Below are 21890 nucleotides of genomic sequence, written 5' to 3'. Positions count from 1 at the left end.
TGGGGCCGGGCCCGGTGGGTCCGGCCCCCTTCTGCGTCAGGGCAGGCGCAGCGTGGTCACGATCGCGCGGTGGTCGGTCCCCGGGACGAGGTGCACGTCGAAGGACTCGGCCGCGATCCCCTGGTTGCTCAGCACGTGGTCGATCTGCGGGCCCATCCACTCCGGCGCGAACGTCGGCCAGGTGCCGGCCAGGCCGTTGCCGGTCGTCTCCCCGGCGTCGGAGCAGCCGGCCATCGCGTTGCGGAACACCGAGTGGTCCAGCGTCGCGTTGAAGTCCCCGGCGACGACGGCCGGTCCGCCCGCCGAGCACCACTGCTGCACCTGCCCGAGGTCCTCGCGCCACTGCCCGACCGAGCTCGGCACCGGCGCGACCGAGTGGAACGCCACGAACCGCAGGTCGCCGAGGCCGCCGCCGGTCGCCTCGATGGCGTGGAAGCGGGTGTTCTCGTCCACCCGGGTACGGACCTCGCCGAGCCGGTCGGACCAGGCCACGGTGTTGCCGCGGACGTCGGCCGTGCGGTGCGAGACCGAGGACTCGACGGAGTAGCCCAGCGGGGAGATCAGCTCCTCGAGCTCCCCCGCGTACCGGCCGCCGGCCTCGGGGACCGAGACGATGTCCGGGTCCTCGGCGCGGATCAGCGCGGCCAGCGAGTCGACGTCGGCCTCGCCCTCGTAGACGTTGAGCGCGAGCACCTTCAGCGTGCGCGAACCGGCCGGCGCCGGGTCGGCCATCGTGCGCGGCAGGACCAGCGCGGCCCCGATCAGCGCGATCAGCGCCAGGAGGACCGGGACCGGCCAGAACCGCCGGTGCAGCGCGGTGACCAGCGCCGCGAGCACCGCGACCACGGCGACCGCACCGACGCTCAGCGGGCGGAACGCGATCAGCTGCGCGAACGGGAAGTAGCGGTCCGCGCCGAGGAGGTCCGGCAGCACGGCGCCGGCCGCGGCCAGGCCGAGCACGAGCGCCCAGAACCAGCGCGGCCGCCCACGACGCCGTGGCCGGCGGGGGATCGGCTCGGTCGCGGGGTCGGAGTGGGGCGGGGCGCTCACGTGATCCAGTCTGCCCGAGCGGTACCCGGCGTCGCCGGGGCCGAACGGTCGTCTGCGCCGATCGCCTGTGAACCCTCTCAGAGTCCCCGCCCCGTTACGCCGAACGGCCGCCCACCGACCGCTCGTCGCCCCCGGACCGTCGTACTCATGGAGCAAAAGCCCGGCGTCACAAGGCTTTTGCTCCATGAGTGCATCGTGGGGAGGGGTGAGGAGAGCGGGAGAGGTGCGGGGTCAGCGCATCAGGAGAGCGGCGCAGCCGGCCAGGGCGACCGCGACCGAGCCGCAGGTCAGGATCGCGACCGCGGGGGAGGCCGTGTCGACGAGCAAACCGGACAGCGGGTTGGCCACGGCGATGCCGATCGTCGTCGCCGAGCCCTGCAGGCCGGTGACCAGGCCGCGCACCTCGTCCGGTGCGAGCTGCCCGACCGTGTCGCTGCCGGCGGCCAGCGTGGACGCCGTCATCAGCCCGGCCGGGAGCAGCAGGAACAGCAGGCTCCACCACGACCAGGCCAGCGCCACCGGCAGCGTCGCCAGCCCCAGCACGGCGAGCAGCAGCGGCAGCGGTGCCGAGCGGCGGGCCGCGCCGTAGACGAAGCCGCCCACCACCGAGGCCAGGCACCAGGCCGCGTTCACCACCGCGATCGCCCACGCGTGCCCGGACGAGGTCAGCGACGCGATGAACGCCAGCTCCGTCCCCATGATCGCGAACACCGCCGCGGAGACGGCGAGCAGCGCACCGACCAGCGGCCGGGTCAGCCAGCTGCGCAGCGGCGGGCGGGTCACGGGGCCGGGACCGCCGCCACCGGCCCGGACCGGCGGGTTCATCCACCACATCGCGACACCGGCCAGCACGAACCCGCCGCCGATCACCCGCATCGACACCGACGAGCCCAGCCACACGGTCAGCAGCGACCCGATCGCCGGGCCGGTCATGTACGACAGCTCGACCGACATCGAGTCCAGCGCGAACGCGGGACGCCGGTGCCCCGCCGGCACCACGGCCGCGATGACCTGCCGGATCACCGAGAACACCGGGATCGTGAGGATGCCGGCGACGAACGCCGCGACGAGCAGCCCGGCGTACCCGAGCAGCGGGGCGACCGACCAGAACAGCAGCCCCGCCACCGTGGTCACGGCGACCACCGGCCGCAGGCCGCGCCGGTCGATCAGCCAGCCGAGCAGCGGTGCGCCGATCGCCATCCCGGTCGGCACCGCGGCGGCCACCAGGCCGGCGGCGCCGAAGCCGTACCCGAGGGTGAGGACGGTGTGCAGGGTCAGGGTGACGCCGATGGCGGTGGCCGGGATGCGCGCCGCCATGCCCAGCGCGGTCACGCCGGCGACGCCCGGCCGGCGCAGGACGTCGAGGAAGGCGCCGATGCCGGTGCGCGGAGCGGTGACGGGGACGGACACACCCCCATCCTGAACCCGGACCCCGACGGTCCGGCGACCGGATTCTGGTTTCGTTCCAGAAAAGCGAGGGAATCCCGCGGAGCACCCACCACCACGAGGAGGCACGGCCGTGACGAGCTCGCAGCCCAAGCCGACCACCACCGACTCCGGCAGCCCCGTCGCGAGCGACGAGCACTCGCTCACGATCGGCCCGGACGGTCCGCTCCTGCTGAACGATCACTACCTGATCGAGCAGATGGCCAACTTCAACCGGGAGCGCATCCCGGAGCGCCAGCCGCACGCGAAGGGCGGCGGCGCGTTCTGCCGCTTCGAGGTCACCGGTGACGTCTCCCGGTTCACCAAGGCGGGGTTCCTGCAGCCCGGCGCCGAGAACCGTGGCGTCATCCGGTTCTCCACCGTCGCCGGCGAGCGTGGCAGCCCGGACACCTGGCGCGACCCGCGCGGGTTCTCGCTGAAGCTGTGGACCGACGAGGGCACCTGGGACATGGTCGGCAACAACACGCCGGTGTTCTTCGTCCGGGACCCGATGAAGTTCCAGCACTTCATCCGCTCGCAGAAGCGCCGGGTCGCCAACAACCTGCGCGACCACGACATGCAGTGGGACTTCTGGACGCTGTCCCCGGAGTCCGCGCACCAGGTCACCTGGCTGATGGGCGACCGGGGGATCCCGCGCTCCTGGCGGCACATGAACGGCTACTCCAGCCACACCTACAGCTGGGTCAACTCCGCCGGCGAGCTGTTCTGGGTGAAGTACCACTTCAAGTCCGACCAGGGCGTCGAGTGCCTGACCCAGGACGAGGCCGACACCCTCGCCGGTTCGGACCCGGACTACCACCAGGCCGACCTGTACAACGAGATCGAGGCGGGCAACCACCCGTCCTGGACGCTGCACGTGCAGGTCATGCCGTTCGCCGACGCCAAGACCTACCGGTACAACCCGTTCGACCTGACCAAGATCTGGCCGCACGCGGACTACCCGCTGCACGAGGTCGGGAAGCTGACGCTGGACCGCAACGTCACCGACTACCACGCGGAGATGGAGCAGGCGGCGTTCGAGCCGAACAACCTCGTCCCCGGCACCGGTCTCTCGCCGGACAAGATGCTGCTGGCCCGCGGGTTCTCCTACGCCGACGCGCACCGCGCCCGGCTCGGCGTCAACTACAAGCAGATCCCGGTCAACGCGCCGAAGGCCGAGGTGAACAACTACCAGAAGGACGGCGCCATGCGGATCACGAACACCCGTGACCCGATCTACGCGCCGAACTCCTACGGCGGCCCGGCCGCGGACCCGAAGCGGGTCGCGGAGGCACTCTGGTACGCCGACGGCGACATGGTCCGCTCCGCGTACGTGCTCCGCTCGGAGGACGACGACTGGGGCCAGGCCGGCACGATGGTCCGGGAGGTGTTCGACGACGCCGCCCGTGAGCGGTTCGTCGGCAACGTCGCCGAGCACCTGTCCGACGGCGTGTCCGAGCCGATCCTCGCCCGCGCCTTCGAGTACTGGCGCAACGTCGACAAGGACATCGGCGACCGGATCGAGCAGGCCGTGCGCAACGGCTCCTGACACCGGACGTCTCGCGGGGAGCCGGGCGCTCCCCGCGAGGCGTTAGGGTCGGCGTCCGTGGCGAACGGAACCGTCGAGATCTGGCACAACCCGCGCTGCTCGAAGAGCCGCGCCACGCTCGCGCTGCTCACCGGGCACGGGGTGGAACCGGTGGTGCGCCGCTACCTCGACGATCCGCCGACCCGGGCCGAGATCGAGTCCGCGCTGGCCGCACTCGGCACCGACGACCCGCGGGCGATCGCCCGGAGGAGCGAGGTCGCGTTCCGCGCGCAGGGTCTCGTCGACGCCGACCGCGACACCGTGCTCGACGCGCTGGCTGCCGACCCGTCGCTGATCGAGCGGCCGTTCGTCCGCGTCGGCGAGCGGGCCGTGCTCGGCCGCCCGCCGGAGAACGTGCTCACCCTGCTGGGGGACTGAGCCCCGGCCCGGTTCGGGGGATCAGCCCGCGAGTGCCCGGCGTACGAAGTCGACCTCGGTCGCGATGAGGTCGAGCTGGTCGGTGACGACGAGCGAGCCGTGCCCGGCGTCGAACCGGCTGACCTCGTAGCGCACCTCCCCGCGGCCGGCCCGCACGGCGAGCGCGTCGAGGTAGTTGTCGATCTGGCGGATCGGGCAGCGCGGGTCGTTCTCCCCGGCCAGGACCAGCACCGGCACCCGGACGGCGTCGACGTAGGTCAGCGGCGACGCCTCCCGGTAGAGCTCCGGCAGGTCCGCCGGGGACCCGCCGAACAACGCCCGGTCGAACGCCCGCAGCTGCTCCATCTCGTCGGCGTAGGCGGCGACGTAGTCGGCCACCGGCACCCCGGCGACGACCGCGGCCCAGCGCTCCGGCTGGGTGCCGGCGGCCAGCAGCGCCAGGTAGCCGCCCCAGGACCAGCCGTCCACGGCGCACCGCGCCGGGTCGACGGTGCCGTCGGCGACCAGCGCGTCCGCGACCGCGGCGACGTCGGCCAGCTCGGTCAGCCCGGGCCGGCCCTCGATGGCGTCCCGCCAGGCCGAGCCGTAACCCGTCGACCCGCGGTAGTTGATCTCGACGACGGTGAACCCGGCGTCGGACCAGGTGGCGCGGCCCGCGTCGAACCGGTCCTCGTCGGCGGCGTGCGGCCCGCCGTGCAGGACGAAGACGGCGGGTGCCGGCCGGTCGCCGTCCCGCGGGGCCTCGGTCACCAAGGCGTGCACGTCGCCGTCCGGGGTGGGGGTCCACACGTCCCGGACCGGCAGCGAACCGGGCGGGCGCTCCCCGGGCGGGGAGACCAGGAGCTCGTCGGTGCCGTCCGGCTGCAGGGCCCGGATCTGCGATGGCGTGGCCGCCGACGACGACGAGTACTCCACGGTGCCGTCGTCGCGGACGTCGGCGGACCCGACGCAGCCGGGCGCGGTCGCCAGCTCGGTGAGGGTGGCGTCGGCCAGGTCGTAGCGGAACAGCCGGGTCCGCGCGGCGTGCGTGTGCGCGACGAGCAGCGCGGTGGCGTCCGGGTAGAAGCCGGCGACCAGCTCGCCCGGCAGGTCGATCTCCAGCTCGGTGACCGCACCGGTGGTCGGGTCCCAGACCAGCAGCTCGTCGCGACCCCGGCGCTCGTGCCCGACGAGCAGCCGCTGGTCACCGGCGACCGGTGCGAACTCCAGCGGGGCCAGGCCCTTGCCGGGCCCGTCGTGCAGCTCGGCGACGGTCGAGCCGTCCTCGATCCGCAGCACCCGCAGCGACGGGTGCCGGGAGTCGCCGTGCTCGGAGTGCGAGATCGCCAGCAGCGTCTCGTCCTCGGACAGCGCGCCCACCCCGGCGTCCTCGGTGTGGGTGTAGACGACCCGGGCGTCGTGCGCCGTGCCGCGCTCGTGCACCAGCAGGGTGGTGCCGTCGTCGGTGGAGACGCCGACGGCGGTCCGGCGGCGGCCGATCTCCAGCCCGGCCGGGTAGCCGTCGCCGGCGCCCGGGACGGCCGGCCCGGTCGCCGCGCCCGGCCCGGCCGACCACGGCTGGGCGACCCAGTGCCCGAACTCGTCGCCGTCGGTGTCGGCGAACCACCACACCTGCTCGCCGTCCGGCGGCAGCACCGCCGAGGTGGTGCCGTTGCGCCGGTCGGTCACCTGCCGGTGCTCGCCGGAGCCCCGGTCCCAGACGTGGATCTCGAAGGTGCCGGTCGCGTTGGACAGGTACACGGCCCGGTCCGGCGCGTCGAGCGCCCAGGACGGCCGCGACATCCGTGCCGCGGTGAACCGGGACCGCCAGCGCTGCTCGCGCTCGTCGTCGAACAGGGTGGCGGGTACGGGGGCGGTGGGATGGGACGTCACGTACCCGATCGTGCCGTGCGCCACGAACGGGTGTACCGGCCGGGGGTCACGGCGGGGGTCGGGCAGCATGGGCGATGTGCGGAGATCGGGCGGAGTCGTGCTCGTCCGGTGGCAGGTGACGCCGGCGGTGCTGGCGGTCCTGGCGGCGCTGTCGGTGATCGCGGGCTGCGGTGCCGTCGCGCCGGTGCGCCCGCCCGGTCCGGTGACCGTGGCCCAGGCCGGTGCGGACGGTCTGACCCCGGTGCGGTTCGACGTCGCCGAGCCGGTCCCGCCGGAGCTGATCCCCACCGTCGTCGTGCCGCGGGGGACGACAGTGGTGCTGACCGTCGGCAGCGACCTGGCCCGCCGGGTGCTCGTCCCGGAGCAGGGCCGCGCGGTGGACGTGACGGCCGGGGGAACCGTGACGATCCGCTTCCTCGCGCTCGGGACGCTCACCGTTCGGGTGGCCGAACCGGGCACGGACCGGGGCGGCGGGACCGTGATCGGCCGGGTCGAGCCGCGGCACTGACCGGGGCCGCGGTCGATCGGGCTGACCGGCCTCAGGCGAAGGCGTCGGTGCGCTCGGCGATCGCGCGGAGTCCGTCTGCGATGTCGCGTCCGGTCGGCGCGGCGTCCGGGTCGAGCATCCACTGCACCATGATCCCGGTGAGCAGGGCCTGGTAGACGGTGCCGAGCACGTGCACCCGGCGGTCCGCGGCCTCGGGGTCGTCGTCGGGCAGCGTGTGGAAGGTGAGTGCCAGTCCCTCGCGGACCTCGTGCTGCGCCTCGGCGAGCCGGGCCCGCAGCTCGGGCAGCCGCTCGGCCTGGGCGAGCGCCTCGACGTGGGTGGCCCACAGCCGGCGCTGGGTGGAGAACAGGCCGATGACCCGGCCCCAGGTGTCCTCCACCCGCCGCGCCGGGTCGGTGGTCACGGCGTTGTCCGGCTCGGCGAGCGCCCGGTCCAGCTCCTCGCCCCACGAGCTGGTGGCGCGCAGCAGGGCCTCGGTGAGCAGCGCGTCCTTGGACCCGAAGTGGTAGCCGATGGAGGCGAGGTTGGTCCCGGACGCCGCGACGACGTCACGCGCCGTCGTCCGGCCGAACCCCTTCTCGTAGAGGCACTGCGCGGCCCCGTCCAGCAGCTCCTCGCGGTGTCCCATGATCGGGAAACCTATCCGGTCCGTACGGACGCTCGTACACCGGCCGCTCGCTACCGGTCGCCCCGGCGGCGCCGTCCCACCCCGGCCGACCAGAGGCACAGCAGCACCGCGCCGGGCGGGGCCGAGACCATGAGGAACCACAGCGGTGACAGGTCCTCGATCAGCAGCGCCAGCACCGCACTCCCGGCCGCCGCGGCGGCCGTCACGCACAGCCAGATCAACGACAGCACCCGCATCGCGACGCCGCCGGGGGTCGCGGCGAAAAGGATGCCGTCGGGTCGCGGCCGGGACCGGGCTGCGGGCAGGTCCCGGGTGACCCGCTCCAGGTCGCCGCGGGTCCGCATCCGCCAGACGTCGGCGATTCGCTCGTCGAACTCGGAGAGGTCGATGTAGCCGTCGTCGTGGGCGGCGCGTAGGCGGTCGGCCACCGCCTGCCGGTCGGCGTCGGCGATCCGGATCTCGTCGGGGCGCACCGGGTCGTTCACCCCGTCGACTATGCCGGTTTCCTCCCGGAGCTGCCACGATCGTGGTCATGGGTGCGCGGGTGGTGCCGGCCAGGGTCCGGTTCGCGGCCGGCCTGGTCGTGACGTCCCCGGCGGACCGGGTGCTCGAGGTCGGCTGCGGCCCCGGTGCGGCCGCGGAGCTGATCTGTCCCCGGCTGCGGACCGGCTCACTGCTCGCCGTGGACCGCTCCGCGGTCGCGGTGCGGCGGACCACCGAGCGCAACGCCGGGCACGTACGGGCCGGGGTGCTCCGGGTCCGGCGGTCCGCGCTGGCGGACCTCGTGCTGCCCGGCGGGTCCCTCGACGTCGCGTTCACCGTGAACGTCAACCTGTTCTGGACCGGGGACCCGGGGCCGGAGCTGGCCGTGCTGCGGGCCGCGCTGGCCCCGGGCGGGGTCCTGCACGTGCTCTACGAGGGCCCGCCACCGGCCGCGGTGACCGCGGGTCTGCAACGGCACGGCTGGACGGTCGCGCCGGTCTCCGGCACCGGGGGAGCCGGGGTCACCGCCCGTCCGGACGCAGGCGGTTCGGCCGATCACCGGACACCCTGACGCCAATCACCGCCCGGACCGCGTGCAGCACGGATCGGTGCAGGTGACGGGCCTGTAACCGGTGGCGCGACCGCCCCGTGGAGGTATACCGTCGAGATCGTCCGGCGGGCGCGCGACCGGCGGATTCGCGACGCCCGGCCCGGGCATGATCAACTGGCCCCGCCCGCCGTGCGCCACCGGACTCCGTCCGAAGGAGGACCAGCACCACCGTGCCCGCCGCCGACCGTCCCGAGAAGAGCTCCGCCGGGAGTCCGGTCGACGGTCGCAGCACCCGCTGGGCCGCCCACCGCACCCGGCGGCGGGAGGAGATCGTCGACTCCGCCCTGGTCGTGCTGGGCCGGGAGGGCCGGGACTTCGGCCTCGACCAGGTCGCGGTCGAGGCCGGGGTCACCAAGCCGGTGATCTACCGGCACTTCGGCGACCGCGGCGCCCTGATCGACGCGATGGCGGACCGGGCGACGAACCTGCTGGTGGAGCGGCTCGTACCGCTGGTGTACGTCGAGGGCCCGCCGGTCGCCCGGATCCGCTCCGCGATGGACGAGTTCCTCCGGTTCCTCGACGGCACGCCGAACGTCTCCCTGCTCTTCCGGCGCCGGCTCCCCGGGCAGAACGACGAGGCCGTCGACGCCGGCCGGGAGCTGGTCGCCCAGGCGCTGACCGGGGTGATCGGCGGTTACGCGGACGCGCTGGGGCTCGAGGAGCCGGCGTTCGTCAAGGTCTGGTCCCAGTCCCTCGTCGGCGCGGCGCAGGCGACGGCGGAGTGGTGGCTGACCACCCGTGAGGTGGAGCGCGACGTCGTCGTGGAGCACCTCACGACGCTGGTGTGGATCCAGATCGAGGGCGTGGCCCGGCGCTGCGGCATCGCCATCGAGCCGGATGTCCCCTTCGCGGTGACGCGCCGGGCCCGATAGCCGTTACCCGGCGTATACGGTACTGTCCGCGTCATCCGGTACGCGGCGCAACTAGTTGACGTGCCGGTGACAGCGTGAACATGCGAACGGGTCGAGGGGGAAGGCCGGGCGCACCGCGTGCGGGAGGGGTCGCGCGCGTGCCGGAGGGGCCGGCGGACATCCCGAGACCGTGACGGGTCGTGCCCGCGACCCGTCTGGTCGGGCGGGCCGGGGAGCGGACCGGGGGGTTCGCGGCCCGGTCCGCCCTCGCGCCGACGAGGAGAGAGCGTGTTCGATCCCGAGCGCGTCACCGCGGAGCTGCACCGTGAGCTGGGTGCGGTCCGGGAGGAACGTCCCGCGGTGCGGCACGCCGGTGCGGTCACCCAGCTGCGGCTCGCGGGCGAGGTGGCCGCGGTCGGCGGGCGCACCGTCGTCCGGGCCGAGTTCGGCTCGCCGGAACCCGCGATGCGGCTGCGCCGCGAGCTGTCGGACCTGTACGGACGGCTGTCGGCCGGTGCGGACGCGCTCGCCGTCGGCAGCCATCCGGTCCGCTACCTCGTCCGGATGGCGGGCCGGGGGTCCGACCTGGCCCGCGCGACCGGCCTGGTCGACCGGACGGGCCGTCCGGTGCTGGGGCTGCCGCCGTCGGTGGTCGGCGGGGGCGCGGTGGTCGCGGGCGGGGTGTGGCGGGGCGCGCTGCTCGCGCGCGGCCGGATCGTCCGGCCGTCCGGGCGGGCCCGGATCCAGGTGGGGTGCCCGGGGCCGGCCGTGGTGATGGCGCTGGTCGGCGCGGCCCGCGGGCTCGGGGTGCTGGCCGTCGCGCACGAGACGGCGACCGAGCACCGGGTCGTCGTCCGGGACCCGGAGAGCATGGACGCCCTGCTGCGGGCCACCGGTGCACCGGGGGTGGCCGACCTGCTGCAACGGTGTGCGTCCAGCACGCCCCGGCCGGTGCCGCGCGGCCCGAGCGTGCCGCTGGAGACGGTGAACGCCCGCCGGGCCGCCGAGGCGGCCGACCGGACCGTCGCCCGGGTGGCGTGGGCGCTCGACGTGCTCGGCCACACGGCCCCCACGCACCTGCGCGCCGCCGGGGTGCTGCGGATGGAGCACCCGTCGCTGTCGCTGTCGCGGCTGGGTCAGATGGCCGACCCGCCGATGTCGAAGGACGCGGTCGCCGGTCGGCTGCGCCGGCTGGTGGCCTGTGCCGAGGAGCTCACCGGCGGCGGCTGACCTCGCCGGGCCCGGCCGCGTGTCCGACCGGCAGGTAGGGTCGGACGGTACGCCCGATTCGACAGGGAAACGTGCCGCAACGCGGGAGTGGTTTGATGCCTCGGTCCGAACCGGTGAGCAAGGACCCGCAGAAGGGCTATGTCGCCCTCCTCGGGTGGAGTTTGAATGCGATCGAGGCGCTCGACCGGTTCGATCGCAGATATGTGGTCGTCGCGCCGGAATGGGCCGAGGATTATTGCACCGAACATGAGATCCCCTATGTCCCCTGGAACTTCGAGCGGCTCAACGACCGCTCGATGGAGATCGCGGAGACGCTGCAGGAACGCGGCGTCGACGTCGCGATCCCGCTGTTCGAGGAGACCGTCGAGTGGGCCGGGGCGATCAACTCCGTCCTGATGGACAACCCCCGGCTGTTCGGGCAGGCCATGCTGCTGCGGGACAAGGCGCTGATGAAGCGCCGGGCCCAGCTCGGCGGCATCCGGGTCGGCATCTTCGAGGAGGCGCACGACCGGGACGACGTGATCCGGTTCCTCAAGCGGGTCAACCAGACCCTGTTGAAGCTCGACGGTGACCCGAACGACCCGATCCACCTCAAGGCGTTCGACAAGGCGGGGTGCCTCGGGCATCGCGTCATCCGCACGCCGGACGAGGTCGACACCATTCCGGACGAGGAGTTCCCGGTCCTCATGGAATCCCATCTCGACGGCTGGGAGTTCGCCGTCGAAGCGTGGGTGCACAACGGTAAGATCAAATTTCTCAACATCTCCGAGTACGTCACGCTCGGATATTCGGTGTTCGTCCCGGCGACCCCGGAGCTGGAGAAGTACCGGCCGCAGATCACGGCCCAGATCGAGAAGCTGATCAAGACCTTCGACATCGAGTTCGGCTTCGTGCACCCGGAGTACTTCGTCACCAGCGACGGCGAGATGTACTTCGGCGAGGTCGCCTACCGGCCGCCGGGCTTCAAGGTCTTCGAGCTGCTGGAGCGGGCCTACGGCTTCAACGCCTACCAGGCGCTGGTGCTGGCGTTCGACCCGAGGACGACGGAGGAGGAGATCGACGCCTTCTTCCCGACCGAGGTCGTCGACGCCGCGGGCGTCGCGGGCTGCTTCGGTGTGTACCCGCGCCGCCGGGTCGTCAGCGACCTGCAGATCCCCGAGGCGACCGAGGACGACGACTACTACGAGTCGCACGACCTCTCGGCGCCGCTGGAGGAGACGGTCACCAAGCGGACCGCGTTCGGCACGCACTGGGGCCTGCTGTACTTCTTCGGCGACGACCCGTACCGCATGCGCGACCTGTTGAAGAAGCAGGAAGAACTCGACTTCTACGTCTGAGGTCCCCGGAGACGGGAACCCGGGCCACGTAGAAGACTCGAACGAGGGAAACCGTGTGAATCCGACCGCCGACGTCACGGGTGGGGACTCGGTGCTGGACAAGCGCCTGGTCTCGCTCGACGACGCCACCCGCGCCCTGGCCCAGACCGCAGACTTCGGCAAGACGACGAAGCTGCGGCGGGTCCTCGAGCAGCTGCGGCGGGTCCTGCTGCAGCCGGGAGGGGCCGCCGCCGTCCAGGCCAGGGCGCAGGCGCTGGAGGAGGCCGGCCTGTTCCTCGGGACGGACTGGGCCACCCCGGAGATCCTCGTCCCGTCGTTCGTCGGGCCGGGGCTGCACAGCGGGGACGCCGACACCGTCGTGATGGAGGCGACCAGCGAGCTGCGGACGCTCGCGGTCGCCCGGGGGGACTACGTCCACCCGTCGCTGACCCCGGAGGACGCCCGACAGTTCCTGTCCCAGGTGCTCGCGATGAACCTGGAGCTGTTGTTCACCCCGCCCAGCGAGGCGGAGCGGACCCGGCAGGGCCGAACGGCGCAGCTCATCCGGGACCTGTTCCGGCACGTGGCCGAGGAGGTGGGCTACGACGTCGTCCTGGACAAGCTGGTCGAGGAGATCTGGCGGGTCCTGCGCCAGCGGCCGATCCAGGTCGACCAGGTCGCGTCGCTGATCACCCGGCTGTCGGTCTGGCGCGGCGACCCGGACGTCGACCTGTCCTCGGGGCAGGGCCTGGACCGGCTGATCACGGCGTTGTTCGGGACCACCGAGGCGTGCCGGGACGATCCCGGCGTCGACGTCTTCCGGTCCCGGCTGCAGGCGATGGACACCGGCGGCCTGCAGTACGAGGCGTCCGGCTTCGCCCGCGCCATGCACGACACCGGGCTGGTCTCGCCGTACCACGCGGAGCTGCTGCAGTTCCTGCGCCACGAGAGCGACTACCTGATCGCCGAGGCGCTCGGGCTGTCCGACACCGGCAAGAACTGCCTGCTCCGCTACCGCGATCTGGTGCACCGGCTGATCGAGGACGCGGTGACCCCGCAGACCGCCCAGTGCATCTACGGGCTGGCCCTGCTGCTCGACCGCGGCATCCTCTACGAGCCGCCGGTGGTGCCGTCGTTGTGGCGGCAGATCGCGCTCGACCTCTCACCGGCCGCCCGGGAACGGCTGGTCGCCGCGTTCGGCGACGATCCGGGCCCGGAGGTGCGGCTGCTGGCCGGGGTGCTGTCGATGCTCGGTCAGCCGCTCGGGATCGGTCAGGGTGACAACCCCACCTGCCAGTCGGCCCGCGCGTTGTCGATGTGGGCCTACAACGACCCGGACTACCTGCTGCAGATGGTCGTCTGGGCGGCCCGCGACGACGAGATCATCATGCACTTCGAGGGCCAGCGGATCTCCTCGCAGGAGAGCACCGCCGGGGTGGCCCAGACGCTGCCGATCGACCTCGACCCGGTGTCGCTGGTCGTCGTGCCGCACCTGGACCGGATCTACGCCGAGATGGGCCGTCGCTGCGCGGACCGCCCGGGTGACCCGCACCGGTGGGTCAACCCGGAGTTCCACGGCTGGTGGGCGGCCCGGGGCTTCCACATCAACGTCGACGTGGCGACCGGCAACCTCGTCGATCTCGACGACTTCCTGCGCCAGTTCCACGCCGGCTACCACCCGGCCTACAACGGCGGGCAGCCGCTGATCCACCCGCAGCCGGCCGGCGTCGCCGTCACCGACAGCGCCGCCCGCTACGTCGGCTGGCACGCCATCACCGTGCTGCGGGTCGCGCCGGACCCGCAGGACGTGATGCGGGTGTACTTCTACAACCCGAACAACGACAGCGGCCAGGACTGGGGCGACGGCGTGGTCGTCTCGACCGCGGGCAACGGCGAGCGCTTCGGCGAGGCGTCGCTGCCGTTCGACCAGTTCGCCTCGCGGCTCTACATCTTCCACGTCGACCCGCTGGAGCGCGGCGCTCCGGACAGGGTGCCCGCGGCCGACATCACGGCGATCGTCGGCTACATCGAGCGCAGCTGGGGTGCGGACCGGTTGCCGGGCGGCGAGCTGCAGGCCGCGGGGAACGGGACGCCGGCCTGACCGATGAGTTGCCGGCCGGCGCCCGGTCGGTACCGGTATGAGCGGATTCCAGACCTATCTCGACAACGCCGAGGCGCAGACCGGGGTCACCCCGCGGCAGTTCCTGGAGCTGGCCCGGGAGCGTGATCTCACCACGGCCAAGGTCGGCGAGGTCGTCGCCTGGCTCAAGGCGGACCACGGCCTGGGGCACGGGCACGCGGCGAACCTCGCGCAGCTGATCACCAAGGGCCCGGACGCCGTCGCGGCGCGCTACAACAACGGCGAGCCGCTGCGGCTGGACGGGCGCGGCACGGACGCGTGAGCACCGCCGCCCCGGTGAGGTGATCACGGATCGGGAAGGATCGCGGCCGGATGTGGCCGCCCGGCTTCCGGATCCGTGATCATCGCCGGGTGAGCTGGTGACCGCCGTCGGGCGTCAGGGTGATCCGCCCCGGCGCCCCGTTCCCGGCTTCGGGTGCCGCGCGCAGCCGGCCCCGAGATCGCCCTCCTCGAAGCGGAGCAGCGTCCCGCTCGCGGCGAGCGGGCGCCGGACGTCCGGGGACAGCCGGGTCGACAGCCGCAGGTGCCGCCCGGAGCGTTCCGCCCGGTCCAGCGCGGCCAGCAGCGCCGACCGGCCGGAGGAGTCGACGAAGTCCACGTCGGCCAGGTCGAGCAGCACGCAGCCGGACCGGACGATCGACTGGCACAGCAGCACGGCCAGCTGCGGTGCCGCGACGACGTCGACCCCGCCGAACAGCCGCAGCACCACCCGGTCGCCCGGCCGCTGCAGGACGTGCACCTGCAGCTCCCCGGCAATCAGGTCGGGCCGCGGTCGCCACGGCGGGATCCGGGAGATCCGGGTGCGGACGTCCGGGGTGCGGGGTCCTGCGTCCGGGGCGTGGAGCTGATCGCCGGCCATCGTGGTGCTCACCTCAGGACGTCGTCGATGACGATGGTGATCTCGGTGGTGTCGAGCCCGGTGATCCGCCGGACACCGTCGGCGACGGCCTGACGTACCCGCGCGGACAGGGCGTGCAGGTCCTCGCCGTAGTCGGCGGCCAGCGTCACCTCGACGGCGGCGCTGCCCCCGGCGACGCCGGCGACCACCCCGGCCCCGGCCGAACCGACCGCGCGGCTCAGCGCCACCCGGACCCCGCGGACCTCCTGCGCGGAGTTCCGGGCGGTCACGACGACGACGCGGGCGGCGATCCGCAGGACGCCGTCCGGACCCGGGATGGTCGCGTACCCGGAGTCGGCCACGGCCGCCCGGAGCTTGCGCAGCAGGGTGTCGATCCGGCCCTCCGGCGGGGCGACCTGCTCGGCCGCGAGGTCCTGGACCGGGGCCCACAGGCGTGCGTACTCGGCGAGCGCGGCCTGGCAGTGCACGCACTCGCGCTGGTGGGCGTCGCGCAGGTGGGCCCGGCCGTCGGCCACCCGGTCGACGAGATCGTCGACGGCCCGGCCGCAGGCGAGCACGTCGGAGCCGTCGTCGCCGTTCCACCGGCCGCTGGTCATGACCACTCCCGCAGGGTGTGGAGGAGCTGGCGCCGGGCCCGGTGCAGCCGTCCGCGGACCGTCGCCTCGGACACGTCGAGGATCGCCGCCACCTCGCGGTAGCTGAGCTGCTCGACGTCGACGAGTACCACCGGTGCGCGCAGGTCCGGGGGCAGTTCGGTGACGGCCGCGAGCGCCGCCCTGGCCCGGTGCCGGGCCTCGGCGCTCGCGTCCGCCCCCGGGGCGGCGAGCAGGTCGGGGTCGAGCAGCGGTTCGTGCCGCGGCCGCCGGTTGATCAGGTTGATGCACCGGTTGACGACGATCCGGTACAGCCACGTGGTGAACAGGCTGTCCCCGGCGAAGCCGGCCAGTGCCGTCCACAGCTGGAGCACGACGTCCTGGGCGACGTCCTCCGCGTCGTGGGTGTCGCCGAGCATGCGCAGCGCGATGCGGTAGATCCGGTCGCGGTGCCGCCGGATGAGCACCTCGTAGGCGTCCATGGAACCCCCGGCGGCCTTGCGGATCAGCCAGTCGTCCGCGGCGGCGTCGAGCCCGCCCCTCTCCGCGCTCACCGGCTCGCCGTCCCCCGTCCGGACGGGCGCCGTCGGGCGGGCACCGGAACACCACGAACGACCACCCCGATCGTCCGCTCCATCCGCGGCACCCCCCTCCCCGTGCGGTGGGACCGGACCCGGTGCGGGCCGGGTCCGGCCGCCGGATCCGCGCAGCTGTCCCCCGACCCGCCACGTCCCCCGGAACCCGACGCCGGTTGGACACGACCCGACATCGTTCGTCACACAACAAGATCGGTGATGCGCATCACAGCATATGAAGACGATCTCCGGGTCCGGGGGTCCGGCGCCGCGGCCCGGACTCAGGCCCGGTGGACCCCGATGCCGTGCGCCTCCAGCGTCCGGACGACCTCCGGATCGGCGTCGGTGTCGGTGACCACCTCGTGGATCCGGTCGATCGGGCAGATCCGGGCGAAGGCGCGTCCCCCCAGCTTGGAGCTGTCCGCGACCGCGACGACCCGCTCGGCGCGGTCGGCCATCAGCCGGTTCACGGCCGCCTCGCCCTCGTGGTGGGCGAACGCCCCGTCGACCGGGTGCAGCGCGTCGACCCCGAGGAAGACGACGTCGATGCTCAGGTTCTCCAGCACCAGGCCGGCCAGCGGCCCGCTCAGCTCGAACGACTGCCGGGCCACGCCACCGGTCATCACGATCTTCATGTTGGGCCGGACGGCGAGCTCGTTGGCGATGTTGAGCGCGTTCGTCACCACCGTCAGTCCCGCCGCGCCGGTGAGGTCCGAGCGCACGGCCAACGCCCGCGCGACGCCCGCGGTGGTCGTCCCGCCGTTGAGGCCCACCACCGCGCCGCTGCTCACGAGCTCGGCGGCCGCGGTGCTGATCCGCTGCTTCTCCGGGGCGTGCCGGGCCGACCGGAAGCGCAGCGGCAGGTCGTAGGCGAGGTCGTTGGCGACGGCCCCGCCGTGGGTGCGGGTGAGCAGCTGCTGCTCGGCGAGGTGGTCCAGGTCGCGGCGGATGGTCGTGGCCGACACGCCCAGCTCGGCCGCGACGTCGTCGACGTCGAGGCCCTCACGCTCCGCGAGCATGTCCAACAGCGTGGTCAGCCGCTCGTGCCGGTTCATCGACTCCGCTCCCGTGCGCTCCGCGTCCCTGCGCGCGTCATTCTCCACCCCGGCCCCGGCGGAACCGTCACAGCTCCCGTGCCCAGGTCTGGCCGACCAGGTCGTGACCGAAGCTGTGGTGCTCCTCCTGCTCGACGAGTGCGAACCCGGTCGCCTCGTAGATCCTCCGGGCCGATCCGAGCACGTCGTTCGTCCACAGGGTCATCCGCCGGTACCCCGCCGCGCGGGCGAACCCCACGCACTCCTCGACCAGGCGGCGCCCGATCCCGTGCCCGCGCCCGGCGGGGTCGACGAGCAGGGTGCGCAGCTTCGCGGTCGCCGGGTCGTCGGTGGCGACGCAGAACACGCAGCCGATCCGGCGGCCGTCGAGCTCGGCGATCCACGCGGCCTCGCGGGCCGGGTCGTGGTCGTTCGCGAACCCGGCCACGATCCGGGCCACCAGCGCCTCGAAGTCGCCGTTCCAGCCGAACTCGGCGCAGTACAGCTCGCCGTGGGCCATGACCACCCAGCCGAGATCGCCCGGTCGGCCGAGCCGGCGCACGACGGCTCCGGACGGTGTCGCGACGTCCACGACGGCCTCCTCACGTCTGCACTGACACGAGTGTGTCAGTAATGGGAGGCTGGTGGGGTGCCGCGCCGGAACCCGAGCCCGTCGGCTCGCGAGCAGGAACTGCTGGAGCTGGCCTACGGACACGTCTGCCGGTACGGCCTGGCGGACGTGTCGCTGCGTCCGCTGGCTGCCGCGATCGGGTCCAGCACCCGGGTGCTGACGTTCCTGTTCGGGAGCAAGGACGGGCTCGTCCGGGCCCTGCTGGCCCGGGCGCGGGCCGACGAGCGTGCGCTGCTCGACCGGCTGCGCGCGGAGGATCCCGGTCCGGCCGGGCCGGAGGGCGTCGCCGAACGGCTGTGGACCTGGCTCTCGGCCGAGGAACACCGGGCGCTGCTGCGGCTGTGGGCGGAGAGCTACGCGCGGTCCCTCGTGGAGCCGGACGGTCCGTGGGCGGGGTTCGCCCGGGCGGCCGTCACGGACTGGCTGGATCTGCTCGCCCTCGCCCAGTCGCAGGCCGAGCGTGACACCCCGGCCGGCGCCGCCCGGCGCACCGCCGTGCTCGCCCTGCTGCGCGGCGCGCTGCTCGACCTGCTGGCGACCGGGGACCGTGAGCGCACCACCGCCGCGGTCGTCAGGGGGCTCCGCGGCGCACCGGCGGAGCCCCCTGACGGTCCCGGCTGACGGTCAGGCCGTGGTGACCGGAGCGTTCCAGTCGACCAGCTGGACGATGATCCCGTTGGGGTCCCGCACCTGGAACGCGCGCTCGCCCCACTCTTCGCTGGTCAGGGGCATCGTGATGGTCACGCCCTCGGCCTGGAGTCGGGCCAGCTCACCCTCCAGGTCCTCGACGGTGAAGGCGAGGATCTGGCCGATCGCGTGGTCGTCGCGCTGGTCGTCCGGCTGCGTGGGGAGACCGCGGCGCAGGAAGATCACGCTCATGCCGACGTCGTCGCGGGTGAGCGAGGCGAAGCCGTCGGCGGACATCTCGGTGACGAATCCGAAGTGGTCGGTCAGGAACGATGCCGACGCCTCGACGTCGTCGACGTTGAGGGACACACCGCTGGCAGTGATCTTCATGGGCTCCTTCTCGGTACGGCGTACGTAGTACACCGTACGCGGATGGACGACGCGCGGCCACCCTCCGACTGCTGGCCCGCGGCGAGGTGCTGGTTCTCGTTCGAAAGACGTGGCGGTTCCTGGTGGTCAGCGACACTGACCTCGAGCGGCCAAGGAGGACCGGCCGGCGTTCGAGAAGCTGAGTCGGTGATGCTCAGCTGAACGTGGAGGGTCGTGTCCCCGTTGATGCTTGATGTTCGGCCGTGGAACCACAGTTGCCTGCCCCGAGCCACGGGGACTCGCGAGCAGGCAACTCTCACGGGGCCGGTCTGGGCCGGACAGCGAGCCAGAGTTCGAAGTCGGCGTGAGCCCCGTTCTCGTCGTGGTAGGTCGCCCGGACGAGCGATGGTGCGGGCACCAGCTCGTAGGGATTGGCGGGTAGCCATTCGCCACCGACAGAGCGCCAGAGAGAGTGCAGCGCCTGTGGGAACGCTCCGGAGGTGGCGAACACCGCCCAGGAGTGCGGTGGAACGTCGAGAACGTCGAACCCGCTGGGGGCAGCCCGGCTGGTGGCCACCCCGATGTAGTACTCGGCCTCGGTGCCCTCGGCCCCGCCCGCCCCGTCGACGTCGTCCCAGACCGAGATGTCGCCGCGCGGCTCCTGGTCCGACAGCTCCTCGAACAGCTCCCAGTCGGCATCTGACAGTGAGCGGACGAGCCGGTCGGCGTCGGGGTTGACACCCTCGTAGGCGACGGTGGATCGGGTCTTGCGACCCACCACGTTGAACGCCGGCTTCTCGACGATGCGGTACTGCATGTCCGTTCTCCCTTCGACGGTGAGGTGAAAGGACAGACGGGGCTGTGACCGCAGCACCGCACCCGGGCGACGTGCCTGCTCGGGCCCGATCCCGTGCACGTTGCGGAACGCGCGGGCGAAGGCATCCGCCGAGGAGTAGCCGAACCGGACGGCGATGTCCTGCACTGCCTCGTTCCCTTCGCACACCGCACTGGCCGCGACGGTCATTCGTCGGCGGCGGACGTACTCCGAGAGCGGCATCCCTGCCAGCATGGAAAAGACGCGGCGAAGTTGGTACTCCGAGGTGAGGGCCACCGCGGCCACGTCCCGGATGGGAACGTCGTGGTCGAGATGTTCCTCGATGGCGTCCATCGCCTGGTTCCACAGCTCCATGTCCGTTCCTTTCTGACATGTCCCAGCGTGGGGAACGCAGACGAGCGGGGCCCGACGATTCGTGCCCGCGATTGTGGGGAGCGCGGTGCAATCGGGTGGAGCGGGCGGGCTCGGACTGCCGTACAGGGCTTCGCCGTTGGCTCGTCGACGACGCTGGATCGCCACACGCGCCGGGCTGGCAACGGTGGTCGCATCTCGCAGGCGCTCGGTGTGGGCCCATGCTGCGGAAGCAACCCCCGGACACGACGAAGACCCTGGTCGGTTCCCACATCGTGAGGAACCGGCCAGGGACTTCGTGTTGTCGGGGTGACAGGATTTGAACCTGCGACCTCTTCGTCCCGAACGAAGCGCGCTACCAAGCTGCGCCACACCCCGATGGCTGAACGGTCTCCCGTGAGCCGAAGGAAACTCTACCCGACGCCCCGCCCGGCCTGCGCGCGGGTTCCCCTCCCGGCGTCGGCGCTGGTCGGGGCCGCGACGAGGGTCAGCAGGGACGCCTCGGGCGGGCAGGCGAAGCGCACCGGCGCGTACGGGGAGGTGCCCAGACCGGCCGAGACGTGCAGCCGGGTGTGGCTGCCCCAGCGGCTCGTCCCGCGGGCCCGGGTGCGGTCGATGCCGCAGTTCGTGACGATCGCGCCGTAGCCCGGCAGCCGCAGCTGCCCGCCGTGCGTGTGCCCGGCGAGGACGAGGTCGTACCCGTCGGCGGCGAAGCCGTCCAGCACCCGGGGTTCGGGGGAGTGGGTCAGGCCGAGGCGGAGGTCGGCGTCGGCGTCGTGCCCGGCGATCTTGCGGTAGCGGTCCAGGTGCAGGTGCGGGTCGTCGACCCCGGCGATCCGGACGCGGCGGCCGTCGACCTCCAGCAGGTGCCGGTCGTGCGTGGCGTCGACCCAGCCGTGCTCCCGGAACGCGGCGCGCAGGTCCTCCCAGGGCAGCGGCGCGCCGTGCGACCGGTGCCCGCTGCCGCGGCGCAGGTAGCGGGCCGGGTTCTTCGGCGTCGGCCCGTAGTAGTCGTTGCTGCCGAAGACGAACGCGCCGGGCCGGTCCAGCAGCGGGCCGAGGGCGGCGAGGACGCCGGGGACCGCGTCCGGGTGCGCGAGGTTGTCCCCGGTGTCGATCACCAGGTGCGGGTCCAGCGCGTTCAGCGAGGCGACCCAGCGGATCTTGCTCCGCTGACCGGGGGTGAGGTGCAGGTCGGACAGGTGCAGGATCCGCAGCGGGCGCGCCCCGGGCGCGAGCACCGGCAGCTCCACGCGGCGCAGCGTCCAGTGCCGCCGCTCGATCCCGGCCGCGTAGCCGAGACCGGCGGCCCCGGTCGCGACGGTTCCGGCGGCCATTCGGACGAGCGTGCGGGCGGTACTCACGCCGCCCAGGGTACGGCGCGGGACTATCGTCGCGTGGCGTGAGCACACTCAAGGAGCAGCTGCGGGCCGACCTGACCGCCGCCATGAAGGCCAAGGACGAGCTGGTCCGCACCACCCTGCGGTCCGCGCTGACCGCGGTGGGCAACGCCGAGGTCGCGGGGGAGAGCGCCCGCGAGCTGAGCGACGACGAGGTCCGCGCCGTCATCACCAAGGAGACGAAGCGGCGGGCCGAGTCCGCCCAGGCGTTCGCCGACGGCGACCGCCCCGAGCAGGCGGCCCGGGAACGCGCCGAGGGCGAGGTGCTGGCGCGCTACCTGCCCACCCAGCTGGACGACGCCGAGGTGGACGCGCTGGCCAGGGCCGCCGTCGCCGAGGTGGCGGCCGAGACCGGCGAGCAGCCCGGGATGCGGCAGATGGGCCAGGTCATGAAGAAGGCGAACGCCGCAGCGGACGGTCGCGCCGAGGGCGGCCGGGTCGCCGCAGCGGTGAAGCGGGCCCTGGCCTCCTGACCGGCCCCTCCCGCCCCGCCCGCGGGGTCACTCATGGAGCTTCGGCCTCGGGTAACCGGGCCGA

Annotated in this window: 24 protein-coding genes and 1 tRNA gene; 11 read left to right on the top strand and 14 right to left on the bottom strand. The window is 73.2% G+C overall.

What is annotated here, in order from left to right:
- Positions 1 to 36: 36 nt before the first annotated feature.
- Positions 37 to 1050 (bottom strand): endonuclease/exonuclease/phosphatase family protein, encoded by a 1014-nt coding sequence (locus AFB00_RS09420; protein ID WP_068796913.1) that lies wholly within the window; start codon positions 1048 to 1050, stop codon positions 37 to 39.
- Between the two features lie 231 nt (positions 1051 to 1281).
- On the bottom strand, positions 1282 to 2460 hold the full coding sequence (locus AFB00_RS09415) for an MFS transporter (RefSeq protein ID WP_156819464.1): 1179 nt from the start codon (positions 2458 to 2460) through the stop codon (positions 1282 to 1284).
- Positions 2461 to 2569: 109 nt separating this feature from the next.
- Here AFB00_RS09415 and AFB00_RS09410 point away from each other — a divergent pair, with 109 nt between their 5' ends.
- On the top strand, positions 2570 to 4024 hold the full coding sequence (locus AFB00_RS09410; protein WP_068796912.1) for a catalase: 1455 nt from the start codon (positions 2570 to 2572) through the stop codon (positions 4022 to 4024).
- A gap of 57 nt (positions 4025 to 4081) precedes the next feature.
- Positions 4082 to 4441 carry an arsenate reductase (glutaredoxin) gene (gene arsC, locus AFB00_RS09405; RefSeq protein WP_068796911.1) on the top strand — a complete coding sequence of 120 codons (360 nt, stop codon included), beginning with the start codon at positions 4082 to 4084 and terminating at the stop codon, positions 4439 to 4441.
- Positions 4442 to 4462: 21 nt separating this feature from the next.
- On the opposite strand, the gene AFB00_RS09400 is transcribed toward arsC, so the two are convergent.
- The gene (locus AFB00_RS09400; protein WP_068800150.1) at positions 4463 to 6313 is read right to left on the bottom strand and encodes a prolyl oligopeptidase family serine peptidase; all 1851 of its coding nucleotides are present in this window, start codon (positions 6311 to 6313) and stop codon (positions 4463 to 4465) included.
- Positions 6314 to 6410: 97 nt separating this feature from the next.
- Here AFB00_RS09400 and AFB00_RS09395 point away from each other — a divergent pair, with 97 nt between their 5' ends.
- Entirely contained in the window at positions 6411 to 6821 is a 411-nt protein-coding gene (locus AFB00_RS09395; protein WP_068796910.1) for a hypothetical protein, read from the top strand.
- A gap of 31 nt (positions 6822 to 6852) precedes the next feature.
- On the opposite strand, the gene AFB00_RS09390 is transcribed toward AFB00_RS09395, so the two are convergent.
- Positions 6853 to 7449, bottom strand: coding sequence for a TetR/AcrR family transcriptional regulator (locus tag AFB00_RS09390; RefSeq protein WP_068796909.1), 597 nt, complete (start codon positions 7447 to 7449; stop codon positions 6853 to 6855).
- A 50-nt stretch (positions 7450 to 7499) separates the two neighbouring features.
- A complete protein-coding gene (locus AFB00_RS09385) occupies positions 7500 to 7934 on the bottom strand; it encodes a DUF1707 SHOCT-like domain-containing protein (protein ID WP_068796908.1) in 435 nt (144 codons plus the stop codon).
- A 47-nt stretch (positions 7935 to 7981) separates the two neighbouring features.
- On the opposite strand from AFB00_RS09385, the gene AFB00_RS09380 reads away from it, so the two are divergent.
- The 6 genes from AFB00_RS09380 (at position 7982) to AFB00_RS09355 (ending at position 14341) form a co-directional block, all read left to right on the top strand.
- Positions 7982 to 8503 (top strand): class I SAM-dependent methyltransferase, encoded by a 522-nt coding sequence (locus AFB00_RS09380; protein WP_068796907.1) that lies wholly within the window; start codon positions 7982 to 7984, stop codon positions 8501 to 8503.
- A gap of 209 nt (positions 8504 to 8712) precedes the next feature.
- Positions 8713 to 9414, top strand: a complete 702-nt coding sequence (locus tag AFB00_RS09375) for a TetR/AcrR family transcriptional regulator (protein ID WP_068796906.1) — start codon at positions 8713 to 8715, stop codon at positions 9412 to 9414.
- A 267-nt stretch (positions 9415 to 9681) separates the two neighbouring features.
- The gene (gene whiA, locus AFB00_RS09370; RefSeq protein WP_068796905.1) at positions 9682 to 10623 is read left to right on the top strand and encodes a DNA-binding protein WhiA; all 942 of its coding nucleotides are present in this window, start codon (positions 9682 to 9684) and stop codon (positions 10621 to 10623) included.
- A gap of 95 nt (positions 10624 to 10718) precedes the next feature.
- Positions 10719 to 11960, top strand: a complete 1242-nt coding sequence (locus AFB00_RS09365) for an ATP-grasp domain-containing protein (RefSeq protein WP_068796904.1) — start codon at positions 10719 to 10721, stop codon at positions 11958 to 11960.
- 55 nt (positions 11961 to 12015) lie between these two features.
- Positions 12016 to 14040, top strand: coding sequence for a hypothetical protein (locus AFB00_RS09360; protein ID WP_068796903.1), 2025 nt, complete (start codon positions 12016 to 12018; stop codon positions 14038 to 14040).
- A 37-nt stretch (positions 14041 to 14077) separates the two neighbouring features.
- Entirely contained in the window at positions 14078 to 14341 is a 264-nt protein-coding gene (locus AFB00_RS09355) for a DUF4287 domain-containing protein (RefSeq protein ID WP_068796902.1), read from the top strand.
- Between the two features lie 114 nt (positions 14342 to 14455).
- Here AFB00_RS09355 and AFB00_RS09350 read toward each other — a convergent pair whose 3' ends face one another.
- The 5 genes from AFB00_RS09350 to AFB00_RS09330 all read right to left on the bottom strand — a co-directional run bounded on the left by AFB00_RS09350 (position 14456) and on the right by AFB00_RS09330 (position 17732).
- On the bottom strand, positions 14456 to 14950 hold the full coding sequence (locus AFB00_RS09350; RefSeq protein WP_068796901.1) for an STAS domain-containing protein: 495 nt from the start codon (positions 14948 to 14950) through the stop codon (positions 14456 to 14458).
- Complete coding sequence (locus AFB00_RS09345; protein ID WP_068796900.1) at positions 14947 to 15534, bottom strand: Asp23/Gls24 family envelope stress response protein; 588 nt, start codon at positions 15532 to 15534, stop codon at positions 14947 to 14949. The genes AFB00_RS09350 and AFB00_RS09345 overlap by 4 nt, the downstream gene beginning before the upstream one ends.
- Entirely contained in the window at positions 15531 to 16085 is a 555-nt protein-coding gene (locus AFB00_RS09340; protein WP_231974294.1) for an RNA polymerase sigma factor, read from the bottom strand. The genes AFB00_RS09345 and AFB00_RS09340 overlap by 4 nt, the downstream gene beginning before the upstream one ends.
- A 302-nt stretch (positions 16086 to 16387) precedes the next feature.
- Positions 16388 to 17161, bottom strand: coding sequence for a DeoR/GlpR family DNA-binding transcription regulator (locus AFB00_RS09335; protein WP_068796899.1), 774 nt, complete (start codon positions 17159 to 17161; stop codon positions 16388 to 16390).
- A gap of 67 nt (positions 17162 to 17228) precedes the next feature.
- Positions 17229 to 17732 carry a GNAT family N-acetyltransferase gene (locus AFB00_RS09330; protein ID WP_068796898.1) on the bottom strand — a complete coding sequence of 168 codons (504 nt, stop codon included), beginning with the start codon at positions 17730 to 17732 and terminating at the stop codon, positions 17229 to 17231.
- Between the two features lie 57 nt (positions 17733 to 17789).
- Between AFB00_RS09330 and AFB00_RS09325 the strand changes: the two genes are divergently transcribed.
- Positions 17790 to 18392 carry a TetR/AcrR family transcriptional regulator gene (locus AFB00_RS09325; protein WP_068796897.1) on the top strand — a complete coding sequence of 201 codons (603 nt, stop codon included), beginning with the start codon at positions 17790 to 17792 and terminating at the stop codon, positions 18390 to 18392.
- Between the two features lie 3 nt (positions 18393 to 18395).
- Here AFB00_RS09325 and AFB00_RS09320 read toward each other — a convergent pair whose 3' ends face one another.
- From AFB00_RS09320 to AFB00_RS09305, 4 genes are all read right to left on the bottom strand, one after another.
- Positions 18396 to 18788 (bottom strand): VOC family protein, encoded by a 393-nt coding sequence (locus tag AFB00_RS09320; protein WP_068796896.1) that lies wholly within the window; start codon positions 18786 to 18788, stop codon positions 18396 to 18398.
- 295 nt (positions 18789 to 19083) lie between these two features.
- Positions 19084 to 19956 carry an AraC family transcriptional regulator gene (locus AFB00_RS09315; protein WP_068796895.1) on the bottom strand — a complete coding sequence of 291 codons (873 nt, stop codon included), beginning with the start codon at positions 19954 to 19956 and terminating at the stop codon, positions 19084 to 19086.
- A 301-nt stretch (positions 19957 to 20257) separates the two neighbouring features.
- Positions 20258 to 20331, bottom strand: a tRNA-Pro gene (locus tag AFB00_RS09310).
- A 35-nt stretch (positions 20332 to 20366) separates the two neighbouring features.
- Entirely contained in the window at positions 20367 to 21290 is a 924-nt protein-coding gene (locus tag AFB00_RS09305; RefSeq protein ID WP_068796894.1) for a metallophosphoesterase, read from the bottom strand.
- Positions 21291 to 21355: 65 nt separating this feature from the next.
- Here AFB00_RS09305 and AFB00_RS09300 point away from each other — a divergent pair, with 65 nt between their 5' ends.
- Positions 21356 to 21826, top strand: a complete 471-nt coding sequence (locus tag AFB00_RS09300; RefSeq protein ID WP_068796893.1) for a GatB/YqeY domain-containing protein — start codon at positions 21356 to 21358, stop codon at positions 21824 to 21826.
- The last annotated feature ends 64 nt before the right edge of the window (positions 21827 to 21890 follow it).

Origin of the sequence: Pseudonocardia sp. HH130630-07 (assembly GCF_001698125.1) — a bacterium.
Lineage (GTDB): Bacteria > Actinomycetota > Actinomycetes > Mycobacteriales > Pseudonocardiaceae > Pseudonocardia.
Note: the sequence above shows the minus strand (reverse complement) of the source record. Positions and strands in the feature narration are given on the sequence as shown.